The following is a 24,039-nucleotide window of genomic DNA, read 5'->3' as shown; positions in this document are numbered from 1 at the left end:
TTCAGCACATGCATCCGATGCCTCGTCCGGCCGCTCGCCGGGCCGCGCTGCCGTCAGTCGACCACCAGGACGACCTCCAGGGTCCGGGGTCCGTGGACCCCCTCCACCCGGTCCAGCTCGATGTCGCTGGTGGCGGACGGGCCGGAGATCCAGGTGCTGGGGCGGGTGGGGTCGAGGCGGGGCAGGGCCTGCGGGAGGGAGGCGACGACCTGGGTGCGGGCGTCGACGACGCAGATGTGCACGTCGGGAACGAGGGTGAGCGCACGCCGGCCCTGCCCCGGGCCGGCGTCGAGGACGACGGTCCCGGTCTCCGCGACGGCCAGGGCGCAGCCGGTGACCACGGCGTCGGCGGAGTCGAGCTCCTCCGGGGTCAGGGGGACGTCGTCGAGGCGCTGCCGGGCGTCCGAGCCGGCCAGCCAGGCGCCGGGCAGGCCGGGCGGCACGACGACGCTGCGCGCGCCGTGACCGGCGAGGAACTCGCCGATCAGTGCCGCCAGGCCCTCCGAAGTGGTGCGGTGCACGCCCGCCCGGTAGTCGGCGAGGTTCTCGTGGAGCAGGTCGAGCACCGTGGCCGGGTCGTCGGGAGTGTGGCTGACCAGGTAGTCGCGCGAGACCTCGGGGGCTTCGGGCGCGTCCGCGAGGGCCCTGCGCACTCGGCCGAGGACGCGGTCGCGGGAGGAGGACGGAGAGGTCATGCGCGGTTCTTCTTCCACCAGTCACGGAACGGTTGGGCGGGCACGTCCGGAAGGTCACGGCTGTCGGTCCACTGGCGCGCGCCGGGTCCGGGAAGCCGCTCGGGGTGCAGCTTCCGCGTCCCGGACGCGAGCCGTTCGCCGGCGGTGAGGGCGGCCGGATGGTCGAGGAGCCAGGTCGCCGCCCTCATCGCCGCCTTCTCCAGGCGGTGCCCCTTGCCGCCCTGGTCGGCGACCTTCTCCCGCAGGTGCACCAGGACCTCGGGGATGTCGATGGCGACCGGGCACACCTCGTAGCAGGCACCGCACAGCGAGGACGCGTACGGCAGGGACGCGTCGAGTTCCGTGGTGAGGCCCCGCAGCTGGGGCGTGAGGATGGCGCCGATGGGCCCCGGGTAGGGGGAGCCGTAGGCGTGTCCGCCGGCGCGTTCGTAGACCGGGCAGACGTTCAGGCAGGCCGAGCAGCGGATGCAGCGCAGTGCCTGGCGGCCGACCTCGTCGGCGAGGGTGTCGGTGCGGCCGTTGTCGAGCAGGACCAGGTGGAAGTTCCGGGGGCCGTCGCCGTCGGTGGTGCCCGTCCACATCGACGTGTACGGGTTCATGCGCTCGGCGGTGGAGGAGCGGGGCAGGAGCTGGAGGAAGACCTCCAGGTCCCGCCAGGTCGGCACGATCTTCTCGATGCCGACCACGGAGATCAGTGTCTCGGGCAGGGTCAGGCACATGCGGCCGTTGCCCTCGGACTCCACGACGACCAGCGTGCCGGTCTCGGCGACCACGAAGTTGGCGCCGGAGATGCCGACCTTGGCGCGCAGGAACTTCTCCCGCAGGTGCAGCCGGGCCGCCTCGGCGAGCTCGGCCGGAGTGTCCGTGAGTCCCTCGGGCGCGGGGCGGCCCCACTCCCCCATCTCGGAGCGGAAGATGTCGCGGATCTCGCCGCGGTTGCGGTGGATGGCCGGGACGAGGATGTGCGAGGGCAGGTCGCCGCCGAGCTGCACGATGAGCTCGGCGAGATCGGTCTCGTAGGCCCGGATGCCGGCCTTCTCGAGCGCCTCGTTGAGGCCGATCTCCTGCGTCGCCATCGACTTGACCTTGACGACCTCCGTCTCGCCGGTCGCCCTCACCAGGTCGGCCACAATCCGGTTGGCCTCGTCCCCGTCGGCGGCCCAGTGGACGGTGCCGCCCGCCGCAGTGACCGCCTCCTCGACCCGTACCAGGTAGCGGTCGAGGTGGCGCAGCGTGTGGTCCTTGATCTGCTTGCCGGCCTCGCGAAGCCGGGCCCAGTCCTCGAGTTCGGCGACCGCTCCCGCCCGTTTGGCGCGGATGGTGTGCGTCGCGTGCCGCAGATTCCCGCGCAGCGTCGTGTCGCGCACGGCGTCCCGGGCCGCCCTGGGGAAGGACGGCATGCCCATGAAGGTCCCACTCATCGCAGCGGCTCCTCTTCCGTGCTCGCGAGGATCTCCGCGAGGTGCAGTGCCCGTTGCGGTGCGTCCCGGCGGCGCAGCATGCCGCCGATGTGCATCAGACAGGAGTTGTCCGCACCGCACAGCACGTCCGCGGAGGTGGACAAGGCGTTGCGGATCTTGTCGTCGCCCATCGCCGCGGACACGTCGGCGTTCTTGACGGCGAAGGTGCCGCCGAAGCCGCAGCACTCCTCGGCGCCCGGCAGCTCCACCAGCTCCAGTCCCCTGACCGCTCGCAGCAGCCGGCGAGGCCGTTCGCCCAGACCGAGCATGCGCAGGCCGTGGCAGGAAGGATGGTAGGTGACGGTGTGGGGGAAGTACGCGCCCACGTCCGTCACCCCGAGGACGTCGACGAGGAACTCGGTCAGTTCGACGACGCGTGGCACGAGGGACACGGCGGCGTCGGCGAGTTCCCGGCCGCGGCCCTCGGCCGCCGCCCTGGCGCCGATCCTCGGGTAGTTGTCGCGGACCATGGCGACGCAGGAACCGGAGGGGGTGACGACGTGGTCGTAGCCGTCGAAGGCGCGGGCCGTGCGGCGCACCAGCGGCTCGGTCTCGCGCCGGTAGCCGGTGTTGTACTGGGGCTGACCGCAGCAGGTCTGGGCGGCGGGGAAGTCCACCTCGACCCCGAGGCGTTCGAGCACCTTGACGGTGGCGATCGCCGTGGACGGGTAGAGCGCGTCGTTGACGCAGGTGGCGAAGAGGGCTACGCGCATCGGGGTTCCGTTCGGGCAGGGGTGAGCCTGGCGGCCGCCGCGTCCCAGGCGGCGCCGTCGCCGCGGGGGCCGTAGCGCCTGAGGTGCTGGGTGGAGGCGACGAGCCGGCGCATCGCCGTGAGGTCGGCCACCAGTCCGGCCGCTCGGGCCTGGACGAGGATGTTGCCGAGGGCGGTGGCCTCGGTGGGTCCGGCGATGACGGGCAGGCCGGTGGCGTCGGCGGTGAGCTGGCAGAGCAGGTCGTTGCGGGAGCCGCCGCCGACGAGATGGATGTGGGTGATGTCGCGGCCGGCGAGTTCGGCGGCCTGCCTCAGGGTGCGGCGGTGGGCGAGCGCGAGGCTCTCCAGGATGCAGCGGACGACGGCGCCCTGGCTGTCGGGGACCGGCTGGTCCGTGCGGCGGCAGTGGTCCCGGATGCGTTCCGGCATGTCGCCGGGGGCGAGGAACTCGGGGTCGTCGGGGTCGACGAGCGCGCCGAACGCTGGGCAGCGGGCGGCCTCGGCAAGAAGGACGGGGATGTGCGTGGGCAGCCCTTGCGCCTCCCAGGTCCGGCGGCACTCCTCCAGCAGCCACATGCCCATGATGTTGCGGAGGTAGCGGACGGTGCCGTCCACGCCCAGTTCGTTGGTGAAGTTGGCGTTCCGGGAGGCCTCCGTCAGGACCGGGGCGTCCAGTTCGAGTCCGGCGAGGGACCAGGTGCCGCAGGAGATGTAGGCGAAGTGCGGCTCGGTGGCCGGGACGGCGGCGACGGCGGAGGCGGTGTCGTGCGAGGCGACGGTGACGACCGGGGTGCTCGCGTCGAGGCCGGTGTGCTCGGCGACGTGCGGCAGGAGGGTGCCGGCGGGGTCACCGGGGCGGCGCAGCGGCGGCAGCAGGCCGGGGTCGACGGAGAGCCGTTCGAGGAGTTCGGCGGACCAGGTGCCGGTGCGGGCGTCGAACAGCCCGGTGGTGGACGCGTTGGTGACCTCCGCGCCGATCGATCCGGTCAGCCAGTGGACCAGCAGGTCCGGGATCAGCAGCAGGGTGCGCGCGGCGCGCAGCTGGCTGCTGCCGGCCGCCGAGGCGAGCTGGAAGACGGTGTTGAACGGCAGGTGCTGAAGCCCGGTGATCCGGTACAGCTCCTCGGGGCCGACGTGGGGCCGGACCCGTTCGGCGGCGGTGTCGGTGCGGCTGTCCCGGTAGTGGTACGGGGCGCCGAGGAGTACACCGTCGGCGTCGAGGAGCCCGTAGTCCACCGCCCAGGTGTCCACTCCGACGGAGACCACTCCGCCGGCCCGGGCGGCTTCCCGCAGACCGTCGACGGCCCCCTGGAAGAGCGCGAGCAGGTTCCAGTGCAGTCCGTCGGGCAGGCGGACGGGAGTGTTCGGGAACCGGTGGGCCTCGGTCAGGTCGAGGTTGTCCGGACCGACACGGCCGAGGATCACCCGTCCGCTGGTGGCCCCGAGGTCGACCGCGGCGAACGCCGAGGGGAAGGCCGAGGAGGCCGGGGTGGTGGTCACGTGCTGGTACCTCCGCTGGGCGCGGCGAGGAGTGGTCGGACGTGGAGGAAGGAGAGGGGGCGGGCGGGGCGGGGCGGCGCGAGTGACGGGGCAGGAGCCGGGGGACGGCCCGAGTCGTGGGGCGGGGAGCCGAAGGCCGGTCCGCCGGCCCCGTTAAGCGCCCCGACGCAGCCGCGCGTGACGCGCGGGCGTCGGGGCGCTGCGGGGTCAGCGCAGGAACGCCGCCGCGACACCCGCGTCCACCGGGACGTGCAGCCCGGTGGTGTGGGTCAGGTCACCGCCGGTCAGGGCGAAGACCGCGTTCGCCACGTGCTCGGGCAGCACCTCGCGCTTGAGCAGCGTGCGCTGGGCGTAGAACTCGCCCAGCTTCTCCTCCTCCACGCCGTACACGGCGGCCCGCTTGGCGCCCCAGCCGCCGGCGAAGATGCCGGAGCCGCGGACGACGCCGTCGGGGTTGACGCCGTTGACGCGGATCCCGTGCTCGCCGAGTTCGGCGGCCAGCAGGCGCACCTGGTGTGCCTGGTCGGCCTTGGTCGCCCCGTAGGCGATGTTGTTGGGACCCGCGAAGACGCCGTTCTTGGAGGCGATGTAGACGATGTCGCCGCCGAGCTTCTGTGCGGTCATCACCCGGGCAGCCTCGCGGGAGACCAGGAAGGAACCGCGGGCCATGATGTCGTGCTGGAGGTCCCAGTCCGCGGCCGTGGTCTCCAGCAGCGGCTTGGAGATGGAGATGCCGGCGTTGTTGACGACCAGGTCGACGCCTCCGAAGGCGAGCACCGCCTCGGCGAACGCGGCGGTGATCTGGTCCTCGCTGGTGACGTCCACCGTGACGGCCACGGCCCGGTCGGGTCCGCCGAGTTCCTCGGCCACGGCTGCCGCGCCCCGGGCGTCGAGATCGGCGACGACCACGCAGGCACCCTCGGCGACGAGCCGGTGGGCGATGGCCTTGCCGATGCCCGAGCCGGCGCCGGTGACCAGGGCGACGCGGGTGGCCAGCGGCTTGGGCGCGGGCATCCGGCGCAGCTTGGCCTCCTCCAGCTCCCAGTACTCGATGCGGAACTTCTCCGACTCCTCGATGGGGCTGTAGGAGGAGACGGCCTCGGCGCCGCGCATCACGTTGATGGCGTTGACGTAGAACTCGCCGGCGACCCGGGCGGTCTGCTTGTCCTTGCCGAAGGAGAACATGCCCACACCGGGCACGAGGACGACGGCGGGGTCGGCGCCGCGCATGGCGGGCGAGCCGGGGACGGCGTGCCGCTCGTAGTAGGCCCGGTACTCGGCGCGGTACTCGGTGTGCAGCTCCGCCAGGCGGGCGACGGCCTGCTCCAGCGGGGCGTCGGCCGGCAGGTCCAGGACCAGCGGGCGGACCTTGGTGCGCAGGAAGTGGTCGGGGCAGGAGGTGCCGAGGGCGGCGAGGCGCGGGTGCTCGGCGCGGGAGAGGAAGTCCAGCACGACGTCGTCGTCGGTGAAGTGGCCGACCTGCGGGCGGTCGGCGGAGGCTAGGGCGCGGATGTGCGGGGCGAGGGCGGCGGCGCGGGCGCGGCGCTCCTCGTCGGGCAGGGGCGCGTAGCCCTCGGTGACCGGGCCGAAGGGTTCGGGGCGGCCCTTCTCGGCGAGGAAGGCCTCGGCGGTGCGGATGATGTGGAGCGAGTTGGCCTCGCACTCCTCGGAGGTGGCGCCCCACGCGGTGACGCCGTGGCCGCCGAGGACGCAGCCGACGGCCCCCGGGTTGGCCTCCTTGACGGCGGCGATGTCCAGGCCGAGCTGGAAGCCGGGGCGCCGCCACGGCACCCAGACGACCTTGCCGCCGAAGCACTCGGCGGTCAGCTTCTCGCCGTCGGCCGCGCAGGCCAGCGCGATCCCGGAGTCGGGGTGCAGGTGGTCCACGTGGGCCGCGTCGACCAGGCCGTGCATGGCGGTGTCGATGGAGGGCGCGGCGCCGCCCCTGCCGTGCAGGCAGTAGTCGAAGGCGGCGACCATCTCGTCCTCGCGCTCGACGCCGGGGTAGACGTCCTTCAGCGCGCGCAGCCGGTCGAGTCGCAGCGCGGCCAGTCCCTCGGGCTTCAGCGTGCCCAGGTCCCCGCCGGAGCCCTTGACCCACAGCAGTTCCGTCTCGCCGCCGGTGACCGGGTCGGTGGCGGTGCCCTTGGCGGACGTGTTGCCGCCGGCGTAGTTGGTGTTGCGGGGGTCCGAACCCAGCCGGTGCGAGCGCGCCAGGAGCCCGGCGACTTCGGGGTGGATGGCGGAAGCCATGATGATCTTTCCTTCTGGAGGGGATGACGACGGGGATGCGGGGGCGCGGGTGCTCCGGGGGCGGTTACGCGCCCCAGCCGGCCTGCTCGCCGCCCACGCGTTCGGCGACGATCCGCTCCTGCCAGCCGCTCGCGCGGTAGGCGGCGACCGGGTCGGGGTGCAGGCCCCGCTCCTCGCGGACCTCGGCCAGCAGCGGGCGCACGTCGGTGTTGTACGCGTCCATGAGGACGGCGTTGGCGGCCAGGACGTCGCCCTCGGCCTGCGCAGCGGTCAGCGCCTCGGCGTCGACGAGCAGGGCCTTGGCGGTGGCCTCCTGCACGTTCATCACGGACCGGATGACGGCGGGGATCTTGGCCTCGATGTTGTGGCACTGGTCGAGCATGAAGGCGACGCCGGCGTCGGGGGCGAGTCCGCCGTTCTTGACGACCTCGTGCATGATCCGGAAGAGCTGGAAGGGGTCGGCGGAGCCGACCATCAGGTCGTCGTCGGCGTAGAAGCGGGAGTTGAAGTCGAAGCCGCCCAGCTTCCCCTCGCGCAGCAGGACCGCCACGATGAACTCGATGTTGGTGCCGGGCGCGTGGTGGCCGGTGTCGACGACGACCTGCGCCCGGTCGCCGAGCTTGAGGCAGTGCGCGTACGCCGTGCCCCAGTCGGGGACGTCGGTCGTGTAGAAGGCGGGCTCGAAGAGCTTGTACTCCAGGAGGATCCGCTGGTCTTCGCCGAGGCGCTCGTAGACGGCCCGGAGGGCTTCGGCCAGGCGGTCCTGGCGGGCCGCGACGTCGTCCTGGCCGGGGTAGTTGGTGCCGTCGGCGAACCACAGCTTCAGATCGCGTGAGCCGGTGGCGTCCATGATGTCGACGCACTCCATGAGATGCGCGAGCGCCTTGCGCCGCACGGTGGCGTCGGGGTGGCACACGCTGCCGAGCTTGTAGTCGTCCTCCTGGAACACGTTGGCGTTGATGGCGCCCAGTTCCAGCCCGCGGTCCTTCGCGTGGGCGGCGAGCGCCGCGTAGTCGTCCACCTTGTCCCACGGGATGTGCAGCGCCACCCGGGGGGTGATGCCGGTGAACTCGTGCACCTTGGCCGCGTCGTCCAGCTTCTCGCGCGGTGTGCGCGGCACGCCGGGCTGCGCGAACACCTTGAAACGCGTTCCGGAGTTGCCGTAGCCCCAGGAAGGCGTCTCGACCCGCTGGTCGGCGAGTGCGGATTTCACGGCAGTGATGTCAGGCATGTCCACCTCTGAAGACGCGAGTTGTGCCGTCGCGGGGCACTGGAAGGACCGTCGTGTGAATCGATTCAGGCTGCCGCTGAAACTAGCCCTTGACCGCAACCCCGTCAAGGGGCCGCGGAAACCCCGGTGAAGCGGTCGCCGAACCCCGGGCACACGGCGCCCCGGCAGGCCGGACAGCAGATGACTGTGCAGTTCACCGGGGCTCCTGAAGGCCTCCGCCCAGCCCGTCCGCAACTTCTGCCGACCGGGTGGTGCGCAGACCCTTGACGTTCCGGACGGGCTGAAGCTAGCTTCCGGGCAACCCCGTTGAAACATTTCACAGCTCGGGGTCCCGCCCGGCACACGTACTGGAGAGAACCCATGACTCATCCCGAACCGGAGACCACTCCGGTCCTCGCCCTGGAGGGAGTGAGTAAATCCTTCGGCGCCGTGCGGGCCCTGCGCGGCGTCTCGCTGCGACTCCACGCGGGCGAGGCCCACGCCCTGGCGGGCGAGAACGGCGCCGGCAAGTCCACCCTGATCAAGACGCTCGCGGGCGTGCACCGTCCGGACACCGGCACGGTCCTCCTCGACGGCGAGCCGGTGGACTTCCACGGTCCGGCCGACGCCCGCGACGCCGGGATCGCCGTCATCTACCAGGAGCCGACGCTCTTCCCGGATCTGTCCGTCGCGGAGAACATCTTCATCGGGCGGCAGCCGCGCCGCTCGCTGGGCCGGGTGGACCACCGCGCCGTCACGCAGGCGGCGTCCGACCTCTTCTCCCGTCTCGGTGTCGCGCTCGACCCCGACCAGCCGGCGCGCGGTCTCTCCATCGCGGACCAGCAGCTCGTCGAGATCGCCAAGGCCCTCTCCTTCGACGCCCGCGTGCTGATCATGGACGAACCGACGGCGGCGCTCACCGGCAGCGAGGTGGCCCGGCTGTTCGGCGTGGTCAGGACGCTGCGCGAGCAGGGGTCGGCGGTGCTGTTCATCTCGCACCGCCTGGAGGAGATCTTCGAGCTGTGCCAGCGGGTCACCACGCTGCGGGACGGTGCCTGGATCGCCAGTGAGCCCCTCTCCGACCTCGACGAGGACGGCCTGGTCCGGCGCATGGTCGGCCGCGATCTCGAGGAGCTCTACCCCAAGCAGGAGACCCGGATCGGCGAAGTCGCCCTCAGCGTGCGCCGGCTGACGCGCGAGGGCGTGTTCACCGACGTCTCCTTCGACGTCCGCCGCGGCGAGATCCTCGGCCTGGCCGGACTGGTCGGGGCGGGCCGCAGCGAGGTGGCCCGGGCCGTCTTCGGCATCGACCGCTTCGACGGCGGTGAGGTCGAGATGCTCGGCCGGAAGCTGCCGACGGGCGCGCCCAGCGTCGCCATGGCCGCGGGCATCGCCCTGGTGCCCGAGGACCGCCGCGCCCAGGGCCTGGTGATGGACATGTCCATCGAGCGCAACATCGGCCTCACCGGCTTCGCGGCCACGTCCCGTGCCGGGCTGATGAACCGCCGGGCCGAACGCAGCCGCGCCGTGGACTGGGCCACCAGACTGCAGGTGAAGTACGCCCGGCTGGCCGACGTCGTCGGGACGCTCTCGGGCGGCAACCAGCAGAAGGTCGTCCTCGCCAAGTGGCTCGCCACGGCACCTCAGGTGCTGATCGTCGACGAGCCGACCCGCGGCATCGACGTGGGGACCAAGGCCGAGGTGCACCGCCTGCTGTCCTCGCTGGCCGCCGACGGCGTGGCCGTGCTGATGATCTCCTCCGACCTGCCGGAGATCCTGGGCATGGCCGACCGGGTCCTGGTGATGCACGAGGGCCGGCTGACCGCCGAGATCCCCCGCGCCGAGGCCACCGAGGAGACCGTGATGGCAGCCGCCACCGGCCGCGCCGACCGAGAGAGGAAGGTGGCATGACCACGACCGTCGAGCCGGTGCGGCAGGACGCCGCACCCGAGTCCGTCACCGCACGACGGCTCATGGACAGGATCTTCAAGGCCCGCGAACTGGCCGTGATCGCCGTGCTGGTGGTCATGCTCGGCGCCACCCAGCTCTCCAACGGCGAGTTCCTGTCGCAGCAGGGCATCAAGGACCTGCTGCTGAACACGACCATCCTGGTCCTGGTCGCGATCGGCCAGGCGGTGGTGGTGATCACCCGCAACGTCGACCTGTCGGTCGGCTCGGTGCTGGGCATCTCCGCCTTCGCCGCGGGGCTCTACCTCCAGGACGGCGGCAACGCGATCGTCGCCGTCCTGCTGGCGGTGGCGATCGGCGCGCTGTTCGGCGTCGTCAACGGCGCGCTGGTGAGCCTCGGCAAGGTGCCGGCGCTGGTGGTGACCCTGGGCACCCTGTACATCGTCCGCGGCATCGACTCGATCTGGGTCGGCTCGCGCCAGATCACCGCGAGCGACCTGCCCGGCGGCTTCGTCGACTTCGGCCACGACGGCATCTCCGTGGTGCCCTACCTCGCCCTGCTCACCGTCGTCGTGCTGGTCGTCGTCGCCTACTTCCTCCGCAGCTACCGCAGCGGCCGCGACATGTACGCCCTCGGGTCCAACCCGGAGGCCGCCCGGCTCGCCGGCATCCCGATCCGGGCCCGCATCATGACGGCCTACGTGGTGTGCGGCGCGCTCGCCGGACTGGCGGGCGCCCTCTACCTCGCCAGGTTCGGCAACGTCGACTCCAACACCGGCAACGGCTACGAGCTCATCGTGGTCAGCGCCGTGGTCGTCGGCGGCGTCGCCTTCACCGGCGGCTCGGGCACCGTCTACGGTGCCGCGCTCGGCGCGGTCCTGCTGACCTCCATCAACGGTGTGCTCCCTGCCCTGGGCGTCAGCTCGGTCTGGGTCACCGCCATCAACGGCTTCCTGCTGCTGCTCGCCATCGCCGTCGACCGGATCCTGGCGCTGCGAGTCGCCGGGGCGCTGCGCAAGAAGGCCGCACGGACGAGGAGTGCCCGCCATGCCTGACACCACCGCCAAGTCCCCCGCGCTCTCCCGCATCGGCGGGGCGGTGCGCTGGGACACCTCGGTCGGCCTCCTGCTGGTCGTCCTGCTGATCTGCTCGTTCTCGTTCGTCGAGAACTTCGGCAACGCCCTCAACGTGTCCTTCCTCATCGGCAACACCCTGCCCATCGCGCTGATCGCCCTGCCCATGGCGATGCTCGTGGTGTCCGGCGAGGTGGACCTCTCGGTGGCCTCCACCGCGGGCCTCTCCAGCGCCGTGATGGGGGCACTGTGGAACGCCGGCATGGCGATCGAGACGATCATCCCGCTGTGCGTGCTGCTCGGCGTGGTGTGCGGCCTCGTCAACGGGCTCCTGGTGACCCGGCTCGGACTGCCGTCGCTGGCCGTCACCATCGGCACGCTCGGCGCCTACCGGGGCATCGCCCAGATCGTGCTCGGCTCCGACTCGGTGACCGACTTCCCGGCCCAGTACCTGGACTTCGGTGCCGGACGGTTCGGTGACACCTTCCTGCCGTACGCCGCCGTGCCGTTCGTCGTGCTGCTGGCCATCGCCGTCGTCCTGCTGCACGCCACGCGCTTCGGCCGGTCGCTGTTCGCCGTCGGGGCCTCCGAGGAGGCCGCACGCTTCGCCGGCGTCCGGGTCAAGCGGCTCAAGCTGGCCATGTTCGTCTCCACGGGTGTGGTCTCCGCCCTCACCGGTGTCTTCTGGACGCTGCACTACGCCAGCGCCCGCTACGACAACGCCACCGGACTCGAACTGTCCGTGATCGCCGCGGTGCTGCTCGGCGGTATCGACTTCGACGGCGGGAAGGGCACGCTCGGCGGCGCCGTCGCCGGGGTGTTCCTGCTCGGCACGATGCAGAACGTCATGAGCCTGCTGAACGTCTCCGCCCAGTCCCAGACCGTGGCCACCGGCGTGCTGCTGGTGGTCTCCGTGCTCGCTCCGCGGATCGGCCGGCAGATCTCACAGGCCCGCGCCCGGGGGCGGACGGCCGCCTCCCCACCGGTGACGGCCCCGTCCTCCTAGGCCCTCCCTCTTCACGTCCCGGAACCTCTCCGGCCCACCGTCCGTACACGTAAAGGAAGTTCCCATGTTCGGCACCACCGCCAGGTCGCGTCGCCTCACCCTCGCCCTCACCACCGTCACCGCGCTCGCCCTCGGTGCCACCGCCTGCGGCGGCACCACCAAGGACGACGCGTCCAAGGACGGCGGCAGCGCGGCGGTCGGCAAGGCCGACCCGGACGCCGCGACGAAGAAGGGCCTCACCGTCGCGTACCTGCCCAAGCAGGTCAACAACCCCTACTTCACCACCGCCGACTCCGGCGGCAAGAAGGCCCTGGAGGCGCTGGGCTCCAGCTACAAGGAGGTCGGTACCAGCAGCGGCACCGACACCGCCGGCCAGGTCAGCTACGTCAACACCCTGACCCAGCAGCAGGTCGACGCCATGGCCGTCTCCGCGCAGGACCCCGGCGCCCTGTGCACCGCGCTCAAGCAGGCCATGCGCAACGGTGTCAGCGTCGTCACCTACGACTCCGACACCAACAAGGACTGCCGCCAGGTGTTCGTCTCCCCGGCCTCCACCGAGGACCTCGGACGCACCCAGGTCGAACTGCTGGCCAAGCAGATCGGCGGCAAGGGCGAGATCGCGATCCTGTCCGCCGCGCAGACCGCGACGAACCAGAACGCCTGGATCGACGTCATGAAGGAGGAGCTGAAGAAGCCCGCCTACAAGGACGTCAAGCTGGTCAAGGTCGCCTACGGGGACGACGACGCCCAGAAGTCGTTCCAGCAGACCCAGGGCCTGCTCCAGGAGTACCCGAACCTGAAGGGGATCATCTCCCCCACCACCGTGGGCATCAAGGCCGCCGCCCAGTACCTGTCCGGCTCCAAGTACAAGGGCAAGGTCAAGCTCACCGGCCTCGGCACCCCGAACGACATGCGCGCCTACGTGAAGAACGGCACCGTCGAGGCGTTCGAGCTGTGGGACCCGGCGAAGCTCGGCGCGCTGGCCGCCCACGCGGCGGTCGCCCTGGAGTCCGGCCAGATCACCGGGCAGAAGGGCGAGACCCTCAAGGCCGGTGACCTCGGGAGCTTCACCCTGGGCGAGGACGGTGTCGTCTCGCCGGGCGAGCCGACCGTCTTCGACAAGGCCAACATCGACCAGTACGACTTCTGACCCGTAACGACTCCCGGAACGTGCGGTGGGGCCCCGGCGATCGCCGGGGCCCCACCGCCGGCAGCGAGGTGATCCGATGCAACGTGTCTGCTTCCTTCTGAAGGTCCGCTCGGAGAGGGCCGCCGAGTACCGCGAGCGCCACCGGGAGGTGTGGGACGACATGCGCGCCGCCCTCACCGCGGCCGGCTGGCGCAACTACAGCCTCTTCCTGCGGGAGGACGGCCTGCTCGTCGGCTATCTGGAGACCGACGACTTCGAGGCGGCCCGCGCGGCCATGGACGCCACCGAGGTGAACGCCCGGTGGCAGGCGGAGATGGCGGAGTTCTTCGAGGAACTCGACGGGCAGGCGCCCGATGCCGCCATGCGCCCCCTCACCGAGGTCTTCCACCTGGCGTGAGCCCTCCCGGCTCCGCAGGACGAACGCATCCCCGCGCCCGTACGACGGCGGGGAATGGACAGCAGGGAACAACACACATGACGCACTCCACGCCGGCGGTCGGCATCAAGGACGTGGCACGGGAGGCGGGCGTCTCCGTCGGCACGGTGTCCAATGTGCTCAACCAGCCCGGCCGCGTCTCGCAGCGGACACGGCGTCATGTGGAGCAGGTGATCGCGCGCCTGGGATACGTGCGCAGCGAGTCCGCCCGGCAGTTGCGGGCGGGCCGCAGCCGTGTCGTGGCGGTGCTCGTCCTGGACATGGGCAACCCGTTCTTCGTCGACCTGGCCCAGGGAGCGGAGCGCACGGCCCGGGACGCGGGTCTCGCCGTCACGCTGTGCAACAGTGCGCAGAGCGCGCGGAAGGAGGCCGAGTACCTGGACCTCTTCGCCGAGCAGCGGGTCCGCGGGGTGCTGGTCACGCCCGCCGACCCCAGTAGACGGAGTCTGGGCGAGTTCCGCCGGCACGGCATTCCCTACGTGATCGTGGACCGGGTGGCGGGGGACGAACCGGGCTGCTCCGTCTCGGTCGACGACATCGCCGGCGGTGCCATGGCGGTCCGGCACCTCACCGGTGCCGGGCACCGCTCCATCGCCTTCGTCAGCGGACCGCCGCATCTCAGGCAGATCCAGGACCGCAGGGCGGGGGCCCTGAATGCCGTCGCCGAGGCCGGCCTGCCGCCCACCGCGCTGCGGGAACTCCCCACCGAGCGTCTCGACGTGGCCGCCGGACGTGACGCGGGGGCCAGGCTGCTGGGTCTGGCGGCGCGGCCCACCGCGGTCTTCTGCGCCAACGACCTGCTGGCCCTCGGCGTGCTCCAGTTCATGTACACGGCCGGTGTGAAGGTCCCGGACGACCTGGCCCTCGTGGGGTACGACGACATCGAGTTCGCCGCGGCGGCCACCGTTCCGCTGACGTCCGTCCGTCAGCCGGCCCGCGCCATGGGCGCGCTGGCGGCCGACCTGCTGCTCCAGGAGGCCGGTGACCGGTCGGACGAGCACCGGCACCGGCACTTGGTCCTCCAGCCCGAGCTCGTCGTCCGCGGTTCCAGCCTGCCCAGCCGCTGACCGCGCGCGGAACACGGCGGCGGTGGCGTCGTGGGACGCCACCGCCGCCGGTGGTTCAGGAGGCGTCGGCCGCGTAGTGCGACGTGAAGGTCCAGTCGCCCGAGCCGACCTCGTAGACGGCCTCGCTCCCCTCCGTCCGCAGCGGCTTCGCTCCGGCCGGGGCGGCGACGCGTCCCCCGGTGAACGGCACGTGGACCTCGGCCGTGCTGCCGGCGGGCACGCTCAGCCGCAGCCGGTACTGGTCGCCGTCGCGCTTCCAGTCGGTGCTCACGGTGCCGTACGGGGTGCGGTAGGAGCCCGACGCGGAGGTGAGATCGCCGACGACGGCCGGATCGATCAGCAGCTTGCGGTAGCCGATCGAACCGGGGGCCTGTTCGATGCCGGCCACCCGGTCGGTGAACCAGGCGTCGATGGCGCCGAGCATGAAGTGGTTCTGCGACTGGCCGGGGCCCCCGTCCCAGGACTCGCCGAGCGTGGTGTTGCCCGCGAGGACCTGGTAGCCGTAGCTGGGGCTGGTGGTCTGCGTGGCAATCTCGTGGACGACGTCGTCACGGCCGGCCGCGGAGAGCACGCGGAAGGCGGCCGGCAGCGAGATCTCGCCCAGCACCAGGTGGTGGCCGGCCTCCTCGACGCTGCGGACGAAGTGGCCGAGCAGCCGCTCGCGTTCGCCGTCCGGGACGGCGCCCATGTCCAGGGCGAGGGCTTCCGCGCCGTGGCCCCCGCCACCGAAGGTGCCGGTCGCCCGGTCGTAGTACCTGGCGGTCAGGGCCTCGGCACTGGCGTCGGCCTTGGCACGGTAGGAGGCCGCGCCGTCCTCGTCGCCGAGGACGGCGGCGATGCGGCTCATGGCGTCGACGACCCGCCAGTAGCCGTAGGTGCCGGCCACGGCGCGCGGGAACGTCCTGTCGGGGGTGAACCAGTCGCCGAGGCCGTAGTCGAGGATGCCGTCCTTCACCTGCTGCTCCAGGAACGACACGTACCGCTTCATCTGCGGGTAGTAGGTGCCGAGCGTGTCCCGGTCGCCGTAGGTGGTGTAGAGCTGCCAGGGCACGAGGACGAAGGCGCCGCCCCAGTTGGCGTCGTTGCGGTAGCCGCCCGGCAGGTTCGTGTACTCGGGGACGGTGCTCGGGATCAGCCCGTCCTCGGTCTGGGCGTCGGACATGTCGCGCACCAGCTTGCGGAAGTACGCCTCCATGTCGTAGTTGCCGGTGAGGACGGGGAAGAGCAGCTGGTTCTGTTCGAGCCAGCCGAGCTTCTCGCGGCTCGGGCAGTCGGTGAGGACGCTCATCATGTTGCCCTCGATCGACCGGCGGATGATCGAGTGGATGCCGTTGACGAGCTCGTTCGAGCTGGTGAAGTCGCCCGAGGAGGCGTTGTCGGTGTGCAGGACCTTGCCGCGCACGGTGACGGTCGCGTTCTCCGGCAGCCCCTTGAGCTCCAGGTACCGGAAGCCGTGGTAGCCGAACCGGGGGTGCCAGGTCTCGGAGCGGCCGCCGCGGGTGGTGTAGGTGTCCCACAGGGGGCCGCCGACGTTGCTGATGGACTGGAAGGCGTGGCCGTCCTTGAGGCTCTCCGCGGGCAGGATGCGGATGTCGGTGCCGGCCGGGGCGGTGACGGTGATCTCCGGCCAGCCGGCGATGTTGCGGCCCACGTCGAAGACGCGGCTGCCCTCGGCGGCTCCCTCGACCTCCTTGCCGGTGAGCGTCTCGATCACGCGGACGGGTTCGGTCTCCCGGGCGCTGAGGGCGGCGGGGCGCGCGGCCGTGCCGGGTCCGGACACGGTGGCCGCCGCCTTCCAGGCGCCGCGGTCCTGGCCGGGCTTGTTCCAGTCCGGGATCGCGCGGCGGGCGTCGTACTCCTCGCCGCCGTACCAGTTGGTGGAGGTGGTCGCGCCGAGGGTGGTGCGCCAGTCGCCGCCGCTGGCGATGCGGCGCACGGTGCCGTCGGCGAGGGTGATCTCCAGTTGGGCGACGAGCTTGGGGTCGCTGAGGTTGCCGTACAGCTTGCGGTACCGGTCGGCGGTGCTGACGACGTTGGCCATGCCGTTGCCCAGCTCGACGCCGATGGTGTTGCGGCCGGGGCGCAGCCGGTCGGTGACGTCGTAGGTGGCGTACTGGACGCGTTCGGCGTAGTCCGTGTTGGCGGGTTCGAGGACGGCGTCGCCGACCGGCTCGCCGTTGATGCTCGCATCGTGGATGCCGAGGCCGGACACGTACAGCCGGGCGCTGCGCACGCTCTTCGGCAGGGCGAAGTCCTTGGTGAACAGCGGCATACCGGCGGGGAGGTACGGCGTGGGCGGCCGCTGTCCGCCGACCCGGGCGGCCGGGGTGAAGGGGCCGGTGGCCGCGTCACCGGTGGAGACGGTGTAGTCGACGGGGAAGTTCGGCACCCTGCCGTCGTCGGTGAGGACGTCGGCGCGCGGGTACAGGGCGATCCGGTCGAAGGTCCTGGCCGACTTGAGGTCGAGGGTGAGCACGATCGGCGCGTCGGAGACGTCGGGGCCGGTGTGGGGCGGGCTGGAGTATCCGGCGGCCGTCTGCAGGGCGCTGTTGGGCAGTCCGTCCACGGCGAGGGCGGGTTCCCAGGTCTTGCGGAGGGTTTCGGTCTGCGACGCGGTCACGGCGGCGCCCTTGGCGAGGCCGGTGGCCCCGGTGACGGAGTCGCGCAGGTCGATCTCGCCGAGCTGGAGGCGCCAGGACTCGGCGGGGAAGTCGTCGGCGAGGGGCAGGCCGAGCCGGGTGACGTCGAGGCGGACGTAGCGGGCCGTGGTGCGCGGCAGGTCGACGACGACGGGCTCGACGGTGCGCTCGCTCAGCCGCCAGTCCGGGTGCGTGATCCAGTCCGCGTCCCAGTCCTGCCGCTCGGTCAGGCCCGTCTCGAACACGGCGGGGTCGCTCCATCCCGAGTCGCGGCCGCTGTCGCCGGACCAGAGCATGACCCTCCAGTAGACGCGGCTGCGGGAGCCGAGCCGCTTGCCGTCGTAGGTGGTCTGCGGGACGCCGGAGCGGACTCTGCCGGAGTCCCACAGGTCGGGTCTGCCCTGCTTCAGTCTGCTCAGTGAGGTGGCCGCCTGGACCCGGTAGGCGGACTGCACGACGCCCGCGGCCCGGCTGGTGATGTTCCAGCTCAGGTAGGGCGTGGTGTCGTCGATGCCGAGGGCCTGCGTCAGGTGCTGGGTGCGCAGCTGGACGGGCGTGACGCGGGCGGGGGGCCCGGCGTCGGCGTGGACGGCCGTGGGCAGCACGGTGACGAGTGCGGTGAGGCCGGAGGCGACCAGGAGGGCGGGGCGCCGGTGGGCACGCCGGGTGAGCGCTCTGCGCATGGGGTGCTCCTTGCGGGTGTGCGGGGGCGGGGCGGACGCGGCCGGGTCAGACACGGTGCAGGACTCCCGTGACGCGGCGGTACGGCCGCAGGGCCACGGGCCCGAGCAGACCCGACGGCAGCGGCTTCTTGCGTTCGTTGGAGAGGGTGTTGGAGACGCGGACGGTGATCGTGTTGCGGCCGGCCCTCAGGACGTCGGTGACGTCGGCGGTGTAGGGGCTCCACAGCAGCGGCGGCAGTGCGGTCCCGTTGACGGTCACGGCGGCGACTTCCCGGACCGTGCCCAGGTCGAGGCGGAAGCCGCGCCCGTCGAGGGTGTGCCGGTCCAGGTCGACGGCGGTGGTGTAGGTGCCGCTGCCGGAGAACAGCGGGTCCAGGTCGGTCCAGCTGTCCAGGGGCCGGGTGACGGGCGTGGCGCCGTCCTTGTCGAGTGTCAGCGTCCAGTCGCCACCCAGGTCCACGGCGTGCAGCGGGTCGGTGACCTCGGCGCTGCCGCGGTAGGTGTGCCGGTCGTCGGTGCCCGCCAGCGGGTAGCTGCCGGGTGCCTCGGCGACGGCGGTGACGTGCAGCGTGTTCTTCCCCGCGGTGACGTCCTCCACCGGAAGGGGCGCGTCGGTGAGGTGGGCGCCGGGCCGGGTGGAGGCACGGACGACGATCGCGAGCGTCTCGTAGGGGCGCAGGCGCAGCGGTACCCGGAGGCCGTCCCTGCCCCGGTCGCGGCGGTACACGGGTGCGGGACGCGCGGTGCCGGTGGCGGGGTCCCACAGCTCCGGGACGCCCGTGGCCGGCAGTGCGGCGACCGTCTCGACGGTCCGTCCGCTCTCGTTGTTGACGAGGAAGGCGATGTCCTTGCCGCGGGTGGTGCGCAGGACGCGGACCGCCTCGGCGGGCGGTTCGAGCACCGCGGCGGCGACGCCGGCCGCGTGCGTGGCCTCGCGAAGGCCGGCCACGTCGGCGACGCGGACGGCCGTCCCGGCGCCGGTGCGGCGGCTGCCGGGCATCCGCTCGCCGAACAGCCCGGACAGCGCGCGTTCGAGGCCGCGGTCGCCGCCGTTCGCCTCGTCCCCGGGCAGGTCGCCGACGGCGACGACGGTTCCGCCGCCGCGCACGAAGTCGGTGAGCGTCCTCACCGCGGCGGCGTCGAGCGTCGGGGTCGGCGGCAGGACGGCCAGGTCGTAGCGGGCCGCGCCGACGGTGAGCCGGCCGCCGCGGGCGGTGGCGTGGGCAAGGAGCCCCCGGTCGCCGCTCAGTGCTCCCTCGTGGACGAGGTCGAAGTCGACCTGGGCGGCCTCCAGGGCGTACGCGGTGTCGCTCAGGGCGCTGTCGACGGCGCCCTGCCGGTCGGTGCCGCGCCACTGCTCGGCCGCCCGCTGCGGCTGGATCAGCGCGGTCCGTGCCGCCGAGGTGCCGCGGACGACCTCCATCACGCGGCCGATCCAGTCGGCGAGCGGCTCCATGGCCCACCACCAGGGGGCGCGCGGTCCGAAGGGCGGGGGGAAGTACACCCGGGTCTCGTCGGTCCACAGTGCGTGCAGCACGGTGAGGTTGATGCCGCGGGCGGCGTTGGCGCCGACGAGGGCGCGGGCGAAGTCGGGGGCGACCTGCCAGCCCATGTTGCCGAAGGTCTCCAGCAGGACGCGTTCGCGGCCCATCTGGTGGGCGACGCCGACCGGGTTGCGCGGGATCATGGTCGGTTCGCCGGCCACGTACTCGGCGGTGATGATGTCGCCGCCGGGGACCTGCGCCCACTGGTGGACCTTGTGCAGGTCGCCCGTGGAGGCGATGCGCTTGGACGGCGACGTCTCGTCGTACAGCGGGTTGGTGACGAGGGCGACGTTCCGCTTCTGGTACCAGCGGGACTGCTTCTCGAAGTACACGGCGAACCGGTCGGAGACGGCCTGCCAGTACCGTCCGCGGGCGATGCGGCCGTCGCGGCCGAGGTCGTCGAAGGCCGAGGCGTACGCCGTGCCCGGCTCGACGCCGACGGCGTGCAGCGCGTCCTGCAGCGTCGGCGACCAGGGCAGTCGCTTGAAGTGGGCCTCGGCGGAGGCGAAGTAGGGCTCGTCGTCCCAGAAGCCCGGCACGACGTTGCCGAAGTAGCGGCCGAAGCGGCGGTGGTACTCCCCCGGGACCATGTCGAGGAACAGGTCGACGGGTTCGTCGTCGAGCAGGTCGACGTAGCTGCGGCTGTAGCCCTGGCTGTCGTCGATCAGGGGGCTGCCGCCGAAGACGTCGATCTGCCAGCGGCCGGCGGGGACCTTCCAGGGCCGTCCGGCCCGGAGGTCATCGGTCAGTTCGACGAGGCGGTCGGTGCCGCCGGCACCGACGGGGCGGGCGACCGCGGCGACGGGTGCCGCGGTGCCCGCGGGCCGCGTCCGGGCCGGGAAGCCGCCGGCGGCGGCCGGGTCGTCGAAGGCCTGCTCGTACAGGGTGGTGCCGTCGGCGGCGGTGACGGTCAGGCTCGCCCACAGGGCGCGCTGCCCGTCGACGGCCCGCACGCCCACGCTGCCGGTGGTGCGGGCGGCGTCGGTGACGGTGCCCTTGTCCTTGCCGTCGAGGGTGACGGTGAGGCTGTCGCCGCGGACGGTGACGACGAGGGTGTGGAACTTGGTCTTGTTGAAGCCGTCGGTGCGGCTGCTGCGCGCGAGCTCCTGCGGTGCCGTGCCGTCGGCCAGGCGCAGGACGGTGACGACGCCGGTCTGGTCGAACTCCACGGCGCAGCCGTCGGTTCCGGTGGCCGAGGCGCGGACGACGAGCCCGGCGGCGCCGTGTTCGGCCTTGGCGCTGCCGGTGACGGTGCAGTCGGTCCAGCCCGCGCCCGCGCTCAGTACGGCGGCTCCGCCGAGGACGTCGGCGTCGGCGACCAGGCGGCCGGTGTCGACGCCGACGCCGGTGGTGGCGGTGAGGTCGGCGGTGGCGGGCCCCTCGACGACGGTGGTGGACCGCCACAGTGCCTTGAGCCGCAGGTCCGGCCGGGGGGCGTAGGTGCGGGAGCCGACTGTGCCGCCCGTGACGATGTACTCGCCGGCCCGGCCGCTCGGGAAGTGGTCGTCGTTGAACAGCCAGACCCGCATGCCGGTACGCTCGGCGACCTTCAGGACGTGGCCGACGATCGCGAACCACTCCTCGGTGAAGAACACCGGCCGCATCTCGGCGTTGTCGAAGGGGAAGAGGATGACCTCGAACATGCCCTTGTCACGGAGGTCGGCCATCTGGGTCTCGACCAGTTCGGGGGTGACGGGGCCGTTCCAGTACCAGTAGACCGTCGGCCGGCTGTCCCGGCGCGGGTCGGCGAAGTCGTCGGGGGCGTAGCCGGCCGTGCGGGCGGCCCCGGCGGCCGCCGGCCGGGCGGCCTGCGCGGCGTCGGCGGTGCCGGGCAGGCCGGTGGCGAAGGCGGCTCCTGCCGCTCCGGCGGCCACGACGAACCGGCGTCTGGACAGGTCGGATTCGGACACGGGAACTCCATCGTTCGGGTGGGGACGTCGGGTCGGGCGGGTCCGTGCCGGGCGGCACCGGGCACTTGGCGTGTCCGGTGCCGCCCGGCACGGGTGGGTGCGGGGTGCGGGGTGCGTCCGGGGTGTCGTCAGCCGGCGGCGAGTCCGGCCACCTCGGCGGCCGTCAGGGCACGGTTGTGCAGGCGGAAGTCGGCGACCGCGCCGTGCAGGTACGGATGCGTGGAGTTCTGCGAACGGCCCAGGTAGTTGCGCGTGCTGGCGCCGAGCAGCAGCGGGCTGGTGACCATGGCGGTGTTGCGGCCGGCCTCGGCTCCGTCGACGTACAGGATCCCGGTGCCGCCCGCCAGGGTGACGGCGACGTGGATCCACCGGCCCTGCGGCAGGGGCCCCGGCGCGTCGATCACGTCCTCGCCCTCCATGCCGGAGATCTTCAGCGCGGCGCGTGCCCGGCCGGCGCCGGTGCGGGGCGTGAGGTACAGGTAGGTACCCTTGTGGTAGCCGAGGTCGAAGACGCGGGCCGAGTTGGCGAGCGTGTCGACGCGGACGCGCACGGCGACCGTCAGTTCGCTCAGTCCGGCGGGGAGCCCTTCGGGGAGCGTGACGTGGCCGTCCGTCCCGTCCAGGAGCACCGCGGTCCGGGTGCCGTCCGTGGTCCAGCCGGCGCCGCCGGTCAGCACCGCGCGGGGGAAGGTGCCGGTGCTGTCGGCGGCCGTGGTGCCGCTGCCCTCGTCGAGCCGGTAGCGGGCGATGTCGCGTTCGCGGCCCGGGCGGGGGGTGACGGCCCAGTAGACGGTGTAGTTCTGGTGGTGGACCTTGTAGAACGGCCGCAACGGGACCTCCCGCCCGTCGGCCACGGCGGTGAACTCCAGCGGGACGCCCGCCACCGGCCGTAGGGAGCCGGGCCGGATGTCGGGGATGGTCGCGAGCACGGTCGTTCCGTAGGCGCCGGCGAGCACGACGGGGCCGTAGGACAGCGACCGGACCTGCGGGTTGTCGGGGGCCGGCTGCCACACCGGCTCGCGCGGGAGGGTCAGCTCCACCGTGTCGCCGCGTCGCCAGCGCCGCCGGATCGTGACGTACCGGCCCGCGCGGACGGGCGCCCCGACCGCATGGCCGTTGAGGCGCACCGCGGCCCGGCCGCCGCCGGCGGCGAGCCAGGCGGGGACACGGATCCTGAGGGTGAAACGCGCGTCGCCGTCCGTGACGGTGAGCCGGGTGCGGTCGGTCTCCGGGTGGCCGGTCTCCTGACGCAGCGTCACCCCGGTCTCCCGCCAGGTCACCTCGGAGGGGACGAACAGGTTCACGTACAGCTCCGGGTCCGGCCCGGCGGAGCGGAAGTAGATGCTGTCGGCGAACTTGGTGTGGGTCTCCAGGCCCGTGCCGTGGTCGCAGGAGAAGTTGTCGTAGTCACTGCTGTAACTGCCCGGCGCGGCGCCGAGTCCGCCCTTGGGCCGGCGCCGCGAACCGGCCCACAGGCCCGTGTAGTAGGTGACGAAACCGTGCTCGGAGTCGGGGTCCTGCTCGCCGAGCATCTGGTTGTAGAGGGTCCACTCGTAGTGGTCCATGTACGCGGTGGTCGTGGGGTCGAGCAGGAAGAGCTGCCTGCCGAGCTTGAGCATGTTGTAGCTGTTGCAGTTCTCGCAGGTGTCCTCGGAGAGCCGGCTGACGATCTCACCGGGCGGTCCGAACAGCTCCTGGTTGGAGTTGCCGCCGATGGCGTACGAGTGGTGCCGGACGACCGTCTCCCAGAAGTGGGTCGCGATGTCCAGGTAGCGCCGCTCCCCCGTCGCCCGGTAACTGCGTGCCGCGCCCACGATCTTGGGGATCTCGGTGTTGGCGTGCCGTCCCGCGAGTTCGTCCCGGCCCTCGGCCAGCGGTCCGTACAGCTCCTCGTGGTCGAAGCGCCGCGCGGTGCGCAGGTGCGCGGGGTCGCCGGTCTCCAGGTACAGGTTCGTCAGTACCTCGTTCATGCCGCCGAACTCGACGCGGAGCAGGGACTGCATGCGGTCGTGGGGCAGGGGTGCCGTGCGGGAGTCCACCCAGGCGGCCATGCCGGTCAGCACGGTCATGGCCTGCTCGTTGCCGCTGAGCCGGTACTGGTCGAGGAGCCCGGCCATGATCTTGTGCAGCGTGTAGTAGGGCGCCCAGGGCCTGCCTCCGGCCTCGAGCTGGTCCAAGACGTTCTCCGGGAAGGCGGAGAGGTAGCCCGGGCGGTACCCGGCGGCGGGGGCGTGGGCCTGGCACTCGGCGAGGGCCGCCACCAGGTGGCGGGCCTTCGCCGCGTAGGCGTCGTCGCCCGTGTTGGCGTGTGCCTGGGCGAGGGCGGACAGCAAATGGCCGGTGGTGTGACCGCGCAGCAGGACGTCCGGGGCCTCCCAGCCGCCGCACGGCAGGGCGGCCGACGGCAGTCCGGCGTTCAGCCGGAACATGTGCAGCAGCCGGTCCGGGTCGACGTACAGCAGGTAGGCGCAGGTGCGCCGCATGTTGGCGAGGAACGGGCTCTCCAGGAGCCGGACCGCGGACAACGGGAGCGGGTCCAGCGCCGGCCGGACGGCCTCCACGGCCGGCCCGGCGCCGGCCCGGGTACCAGCCGGTGAACCGGTGCCCGGGCCGGCGGCGGACGCCTCGGCGGTCGTGGCGGGCAGCGCCGTGGTGGCGGCCGCGGCGGCCGTGGCGGTCAGGACACGGCGTCGGGTGGGGCTGGGCACAGGGGGGCTGGGCACATGGGGTCGCACGGACAAGCCGGGCTCCTTCGGGGAGGGATGACCGTTCGGGGACGGGCCGATACGTGCA

At 72.4% G+C, this 24,039-nt stretch carries 15 protein-coding genes; 6 read left to right on the top strand and 9 right to left on the bottom strand.

The features are described from left to right. Positions 1–53 precede the first annotated feature (53 nt). The 6 genes from AC0VYN_RS15615 to rhaI all read right to left on the bottom strand — a co-directional run bounded on the left by AC0VYN_RS15615 (position 54) and on the right by rhaI (position 7,851). Complete coding sequence (locus AC0VYN_RS15615; protein ID WP_475536514.1) at positions 54–695, bottom strand: LutC/YkgG family protein; 642 nt, start codon at positions 693–695, stop codon at positions 54–56. Continuing rightward, the gene (locus AC0VYN_RS15610) at positions 692–2,116 is read right to left on the bottom strand and encodes a LutB/LldF family L-lactate oxidation iron-sulfur protein (protein WP_475536513.1); all 1,425 of its coding nucleotides are present in this window, start codon (positions 2,114–2,116) and stop codon (positions 692–694) included. Before AC0VYN_RS15610 ends, AC0VYN_RS15615 begins: the two co-directional genes overlap by 4 nt. Further along, the gene (locus tag AC0VYN_RS15605; RefSeq protein WP_475536512.1) at positions 2,113–2,868 is read right to left on the bottom strand and encodes a (Fe-S)-binding protein; all 756 of its coding nucleotides are present in this window, start codon (positions 2,866–2,868) and stop codon (positions 2,113–2,115) included. The genes AC0VYN_RS15610 and AC0VYN_RS15605 overlap by 4 nt, the downstream gene beginning before the upstream one ends. After that, entirely contained in the window at positions 2,859–4,367 is a 1,509-nt protein-coding gene (locus tag AC0VYN_RS15600; RefSeq protein ID WP_475536511.1) for a rhamnulokinase, read from the bottom strand. Before AC0VYN_RS15600 ends, AC0VYN_RS15605 begins: the two co-directional genes overlap by 10 nt. 207 nt (positions 4,368–4,574) lie before the next feature. After that, positions 4,575–6,620, bottom strand: a complete 2,046-nt coding sequence (locus tag AC0VYN_RS15595) for a bifunctional aldolase/short-chain dehydrogenase (protein WP_475536510.1) — start codon at positions 6,618–6,620, stop codon at positions 4,575–4,577. A 64-nt stretch (positions 6,621–6,684) separates the two neighbouring features. Next, complete coding sequence (gene rhaI, locus AC0VYN_RS15590) at positions 6,685–7,851, bottom strand: L-rhamnose isomerase (RefSeq protein ID WP_475536509.1); 1,167 nt, start codon at positions 7,849–7,851, stop codon at positions 6,685–6,687. Positions 7,852–8,211: 360 nt separating this feature from the next. Between rhaI and AC0VYN_RS15585 the strand changes: the two genes are divergently transcribed. From AC0VYN_RS15585 to AC0VYN_RS15560, 6 genes are all read left to right on the top strand, one after another. Then, positions 8,212–9,741 (top strand): sugar ABC transporter ATP-binding protein, encoded by a 1,530-nt coding sequence (locus AC0VYN_RS15585; RefSeq protein ID WP_475536508.1) that lies wholly within the window; start codon positions 8,212–8,214, stop codon positions 9,739–9,741. Beyond that, a complete protein-coding gene (locus AC0VYN_RS15580) occupies positions 9,738–10,793 on the top strand; it encodes an ABC transporter permease (RefSeq protein WP_475536507.1) in 1,056 nt (351 codons plus the stop codon). Before AC0VYN_RS15585 ends, AC0VYN_RS15580 begins: the two co-directional genes overlap by 4 nt. Then, positions 10,786–11,817: an ABC transporter permease gene (locus tag AC0VYN_RS15575; RefSeq protein WP_475536506.1), complete on the top strand. Its 1,032-nt coding sequence runs from the start codon at positions 10,786–10,788 to the stop codon at positions 11,815–11,817. The genes AC0VYN_RS15580 and AC0VYN_RS15575 overlap by 8 nt, the downstream gene beginning before the upstream one ends. A gap of 64 nt (positions 11,818–11,881) precedes the next feature. After that, the gene (rhaS, locus tag AC0VYN_RS15570) at positions 11,882–12,967 is read left to right on the top strand and encodes a rhamnose ABC transporter substrate-binding protein (protein ID WP_475536505.1); all 1,086 of its coding nucleotides are present in this window, start codon (positions 11,882–11,884) and stop codon (positions 12,965–12,967) included. 76 nt (positions 12,968–13,043) lie between these two features. Continuing rightward, complete coding sequence (locus tag AC0VYN_RS15565) at positions 13,044–13,364, top strand: L-rhamnose mutarotase (protein WP_475536504.1); 321 nt, start codon at positions 13,044–13,046, stop codon at positions 13,362–13,364. 77 nt (positions 13,365–13,441) lie between these two features. Continuing rightward, complete coding sequence (locus tag AC0VYN_RS15560) at positions 13,442–14,470, top strand: LacI family DNA-binding transcriptional regulator (RefSeq protein WP_475536503.1); 1,029 nt, start codon at positions 13,442–13,444, stop codon at positions 14,468–14,470. Between the two features lie 55 nt (positions 14,471–14,525). Here the strand turns inward: AC0VYN_RS15560 and AC0VYN_RS15555 are convergent, their stop codons facing one another. The 3 genes from AC0VYN_RS15555 to AC0VYN_RS15545 form a co-directional block, all read right to left on the bottom strand. Beyond that, entirely contained in the window at positions 14,526–17,792 is a 3,267-nt protein-coding gene (locus AC0VYN_RS15555) for a family 78 glycoside hydrolase catalytic domain (protein ID WP_475536502.1), read from the bottom strand. A 46-nt stretch (positions 17,793–17,838) separates the two neighbouring features. Further along, complete coding sequence (locus AC0VYN_RS15550) at positions 17,839–21,246, bottom strand: glycosylhydrolase-like jelly roll fold domain-containing protein (RefSeq protein ID WP_475536501.1); 3,408 nt, start codon at positions 21,244–21,246, stop codon at positions 17,839–17,841. A gap of 128 nt (positions 21,247–21,374) precedes the next feature. Further along, complete coding sequence (locus tag AC0VYN_RS15545; RefSeq protein WP_475536891.1) at positions 21,375–23,969, bottom strand: glycoside hydrolase family 127 protein; 2,595 nt, start codon at positions 23,967–23,969, stop codon at positions 21,375–21,377. Positions 23,970–24,039: the final 70 nt, after the last annotated feature.

This window comes from Streptomyces sp. 63XJN7_1_ISO-PGPR-S23-121 (assembly GCF_056173025.1).
Note: the sequence above shows the minus strand (reverse complement) of the source record. Positions and strands in the feature narration are given on the sequence as shown.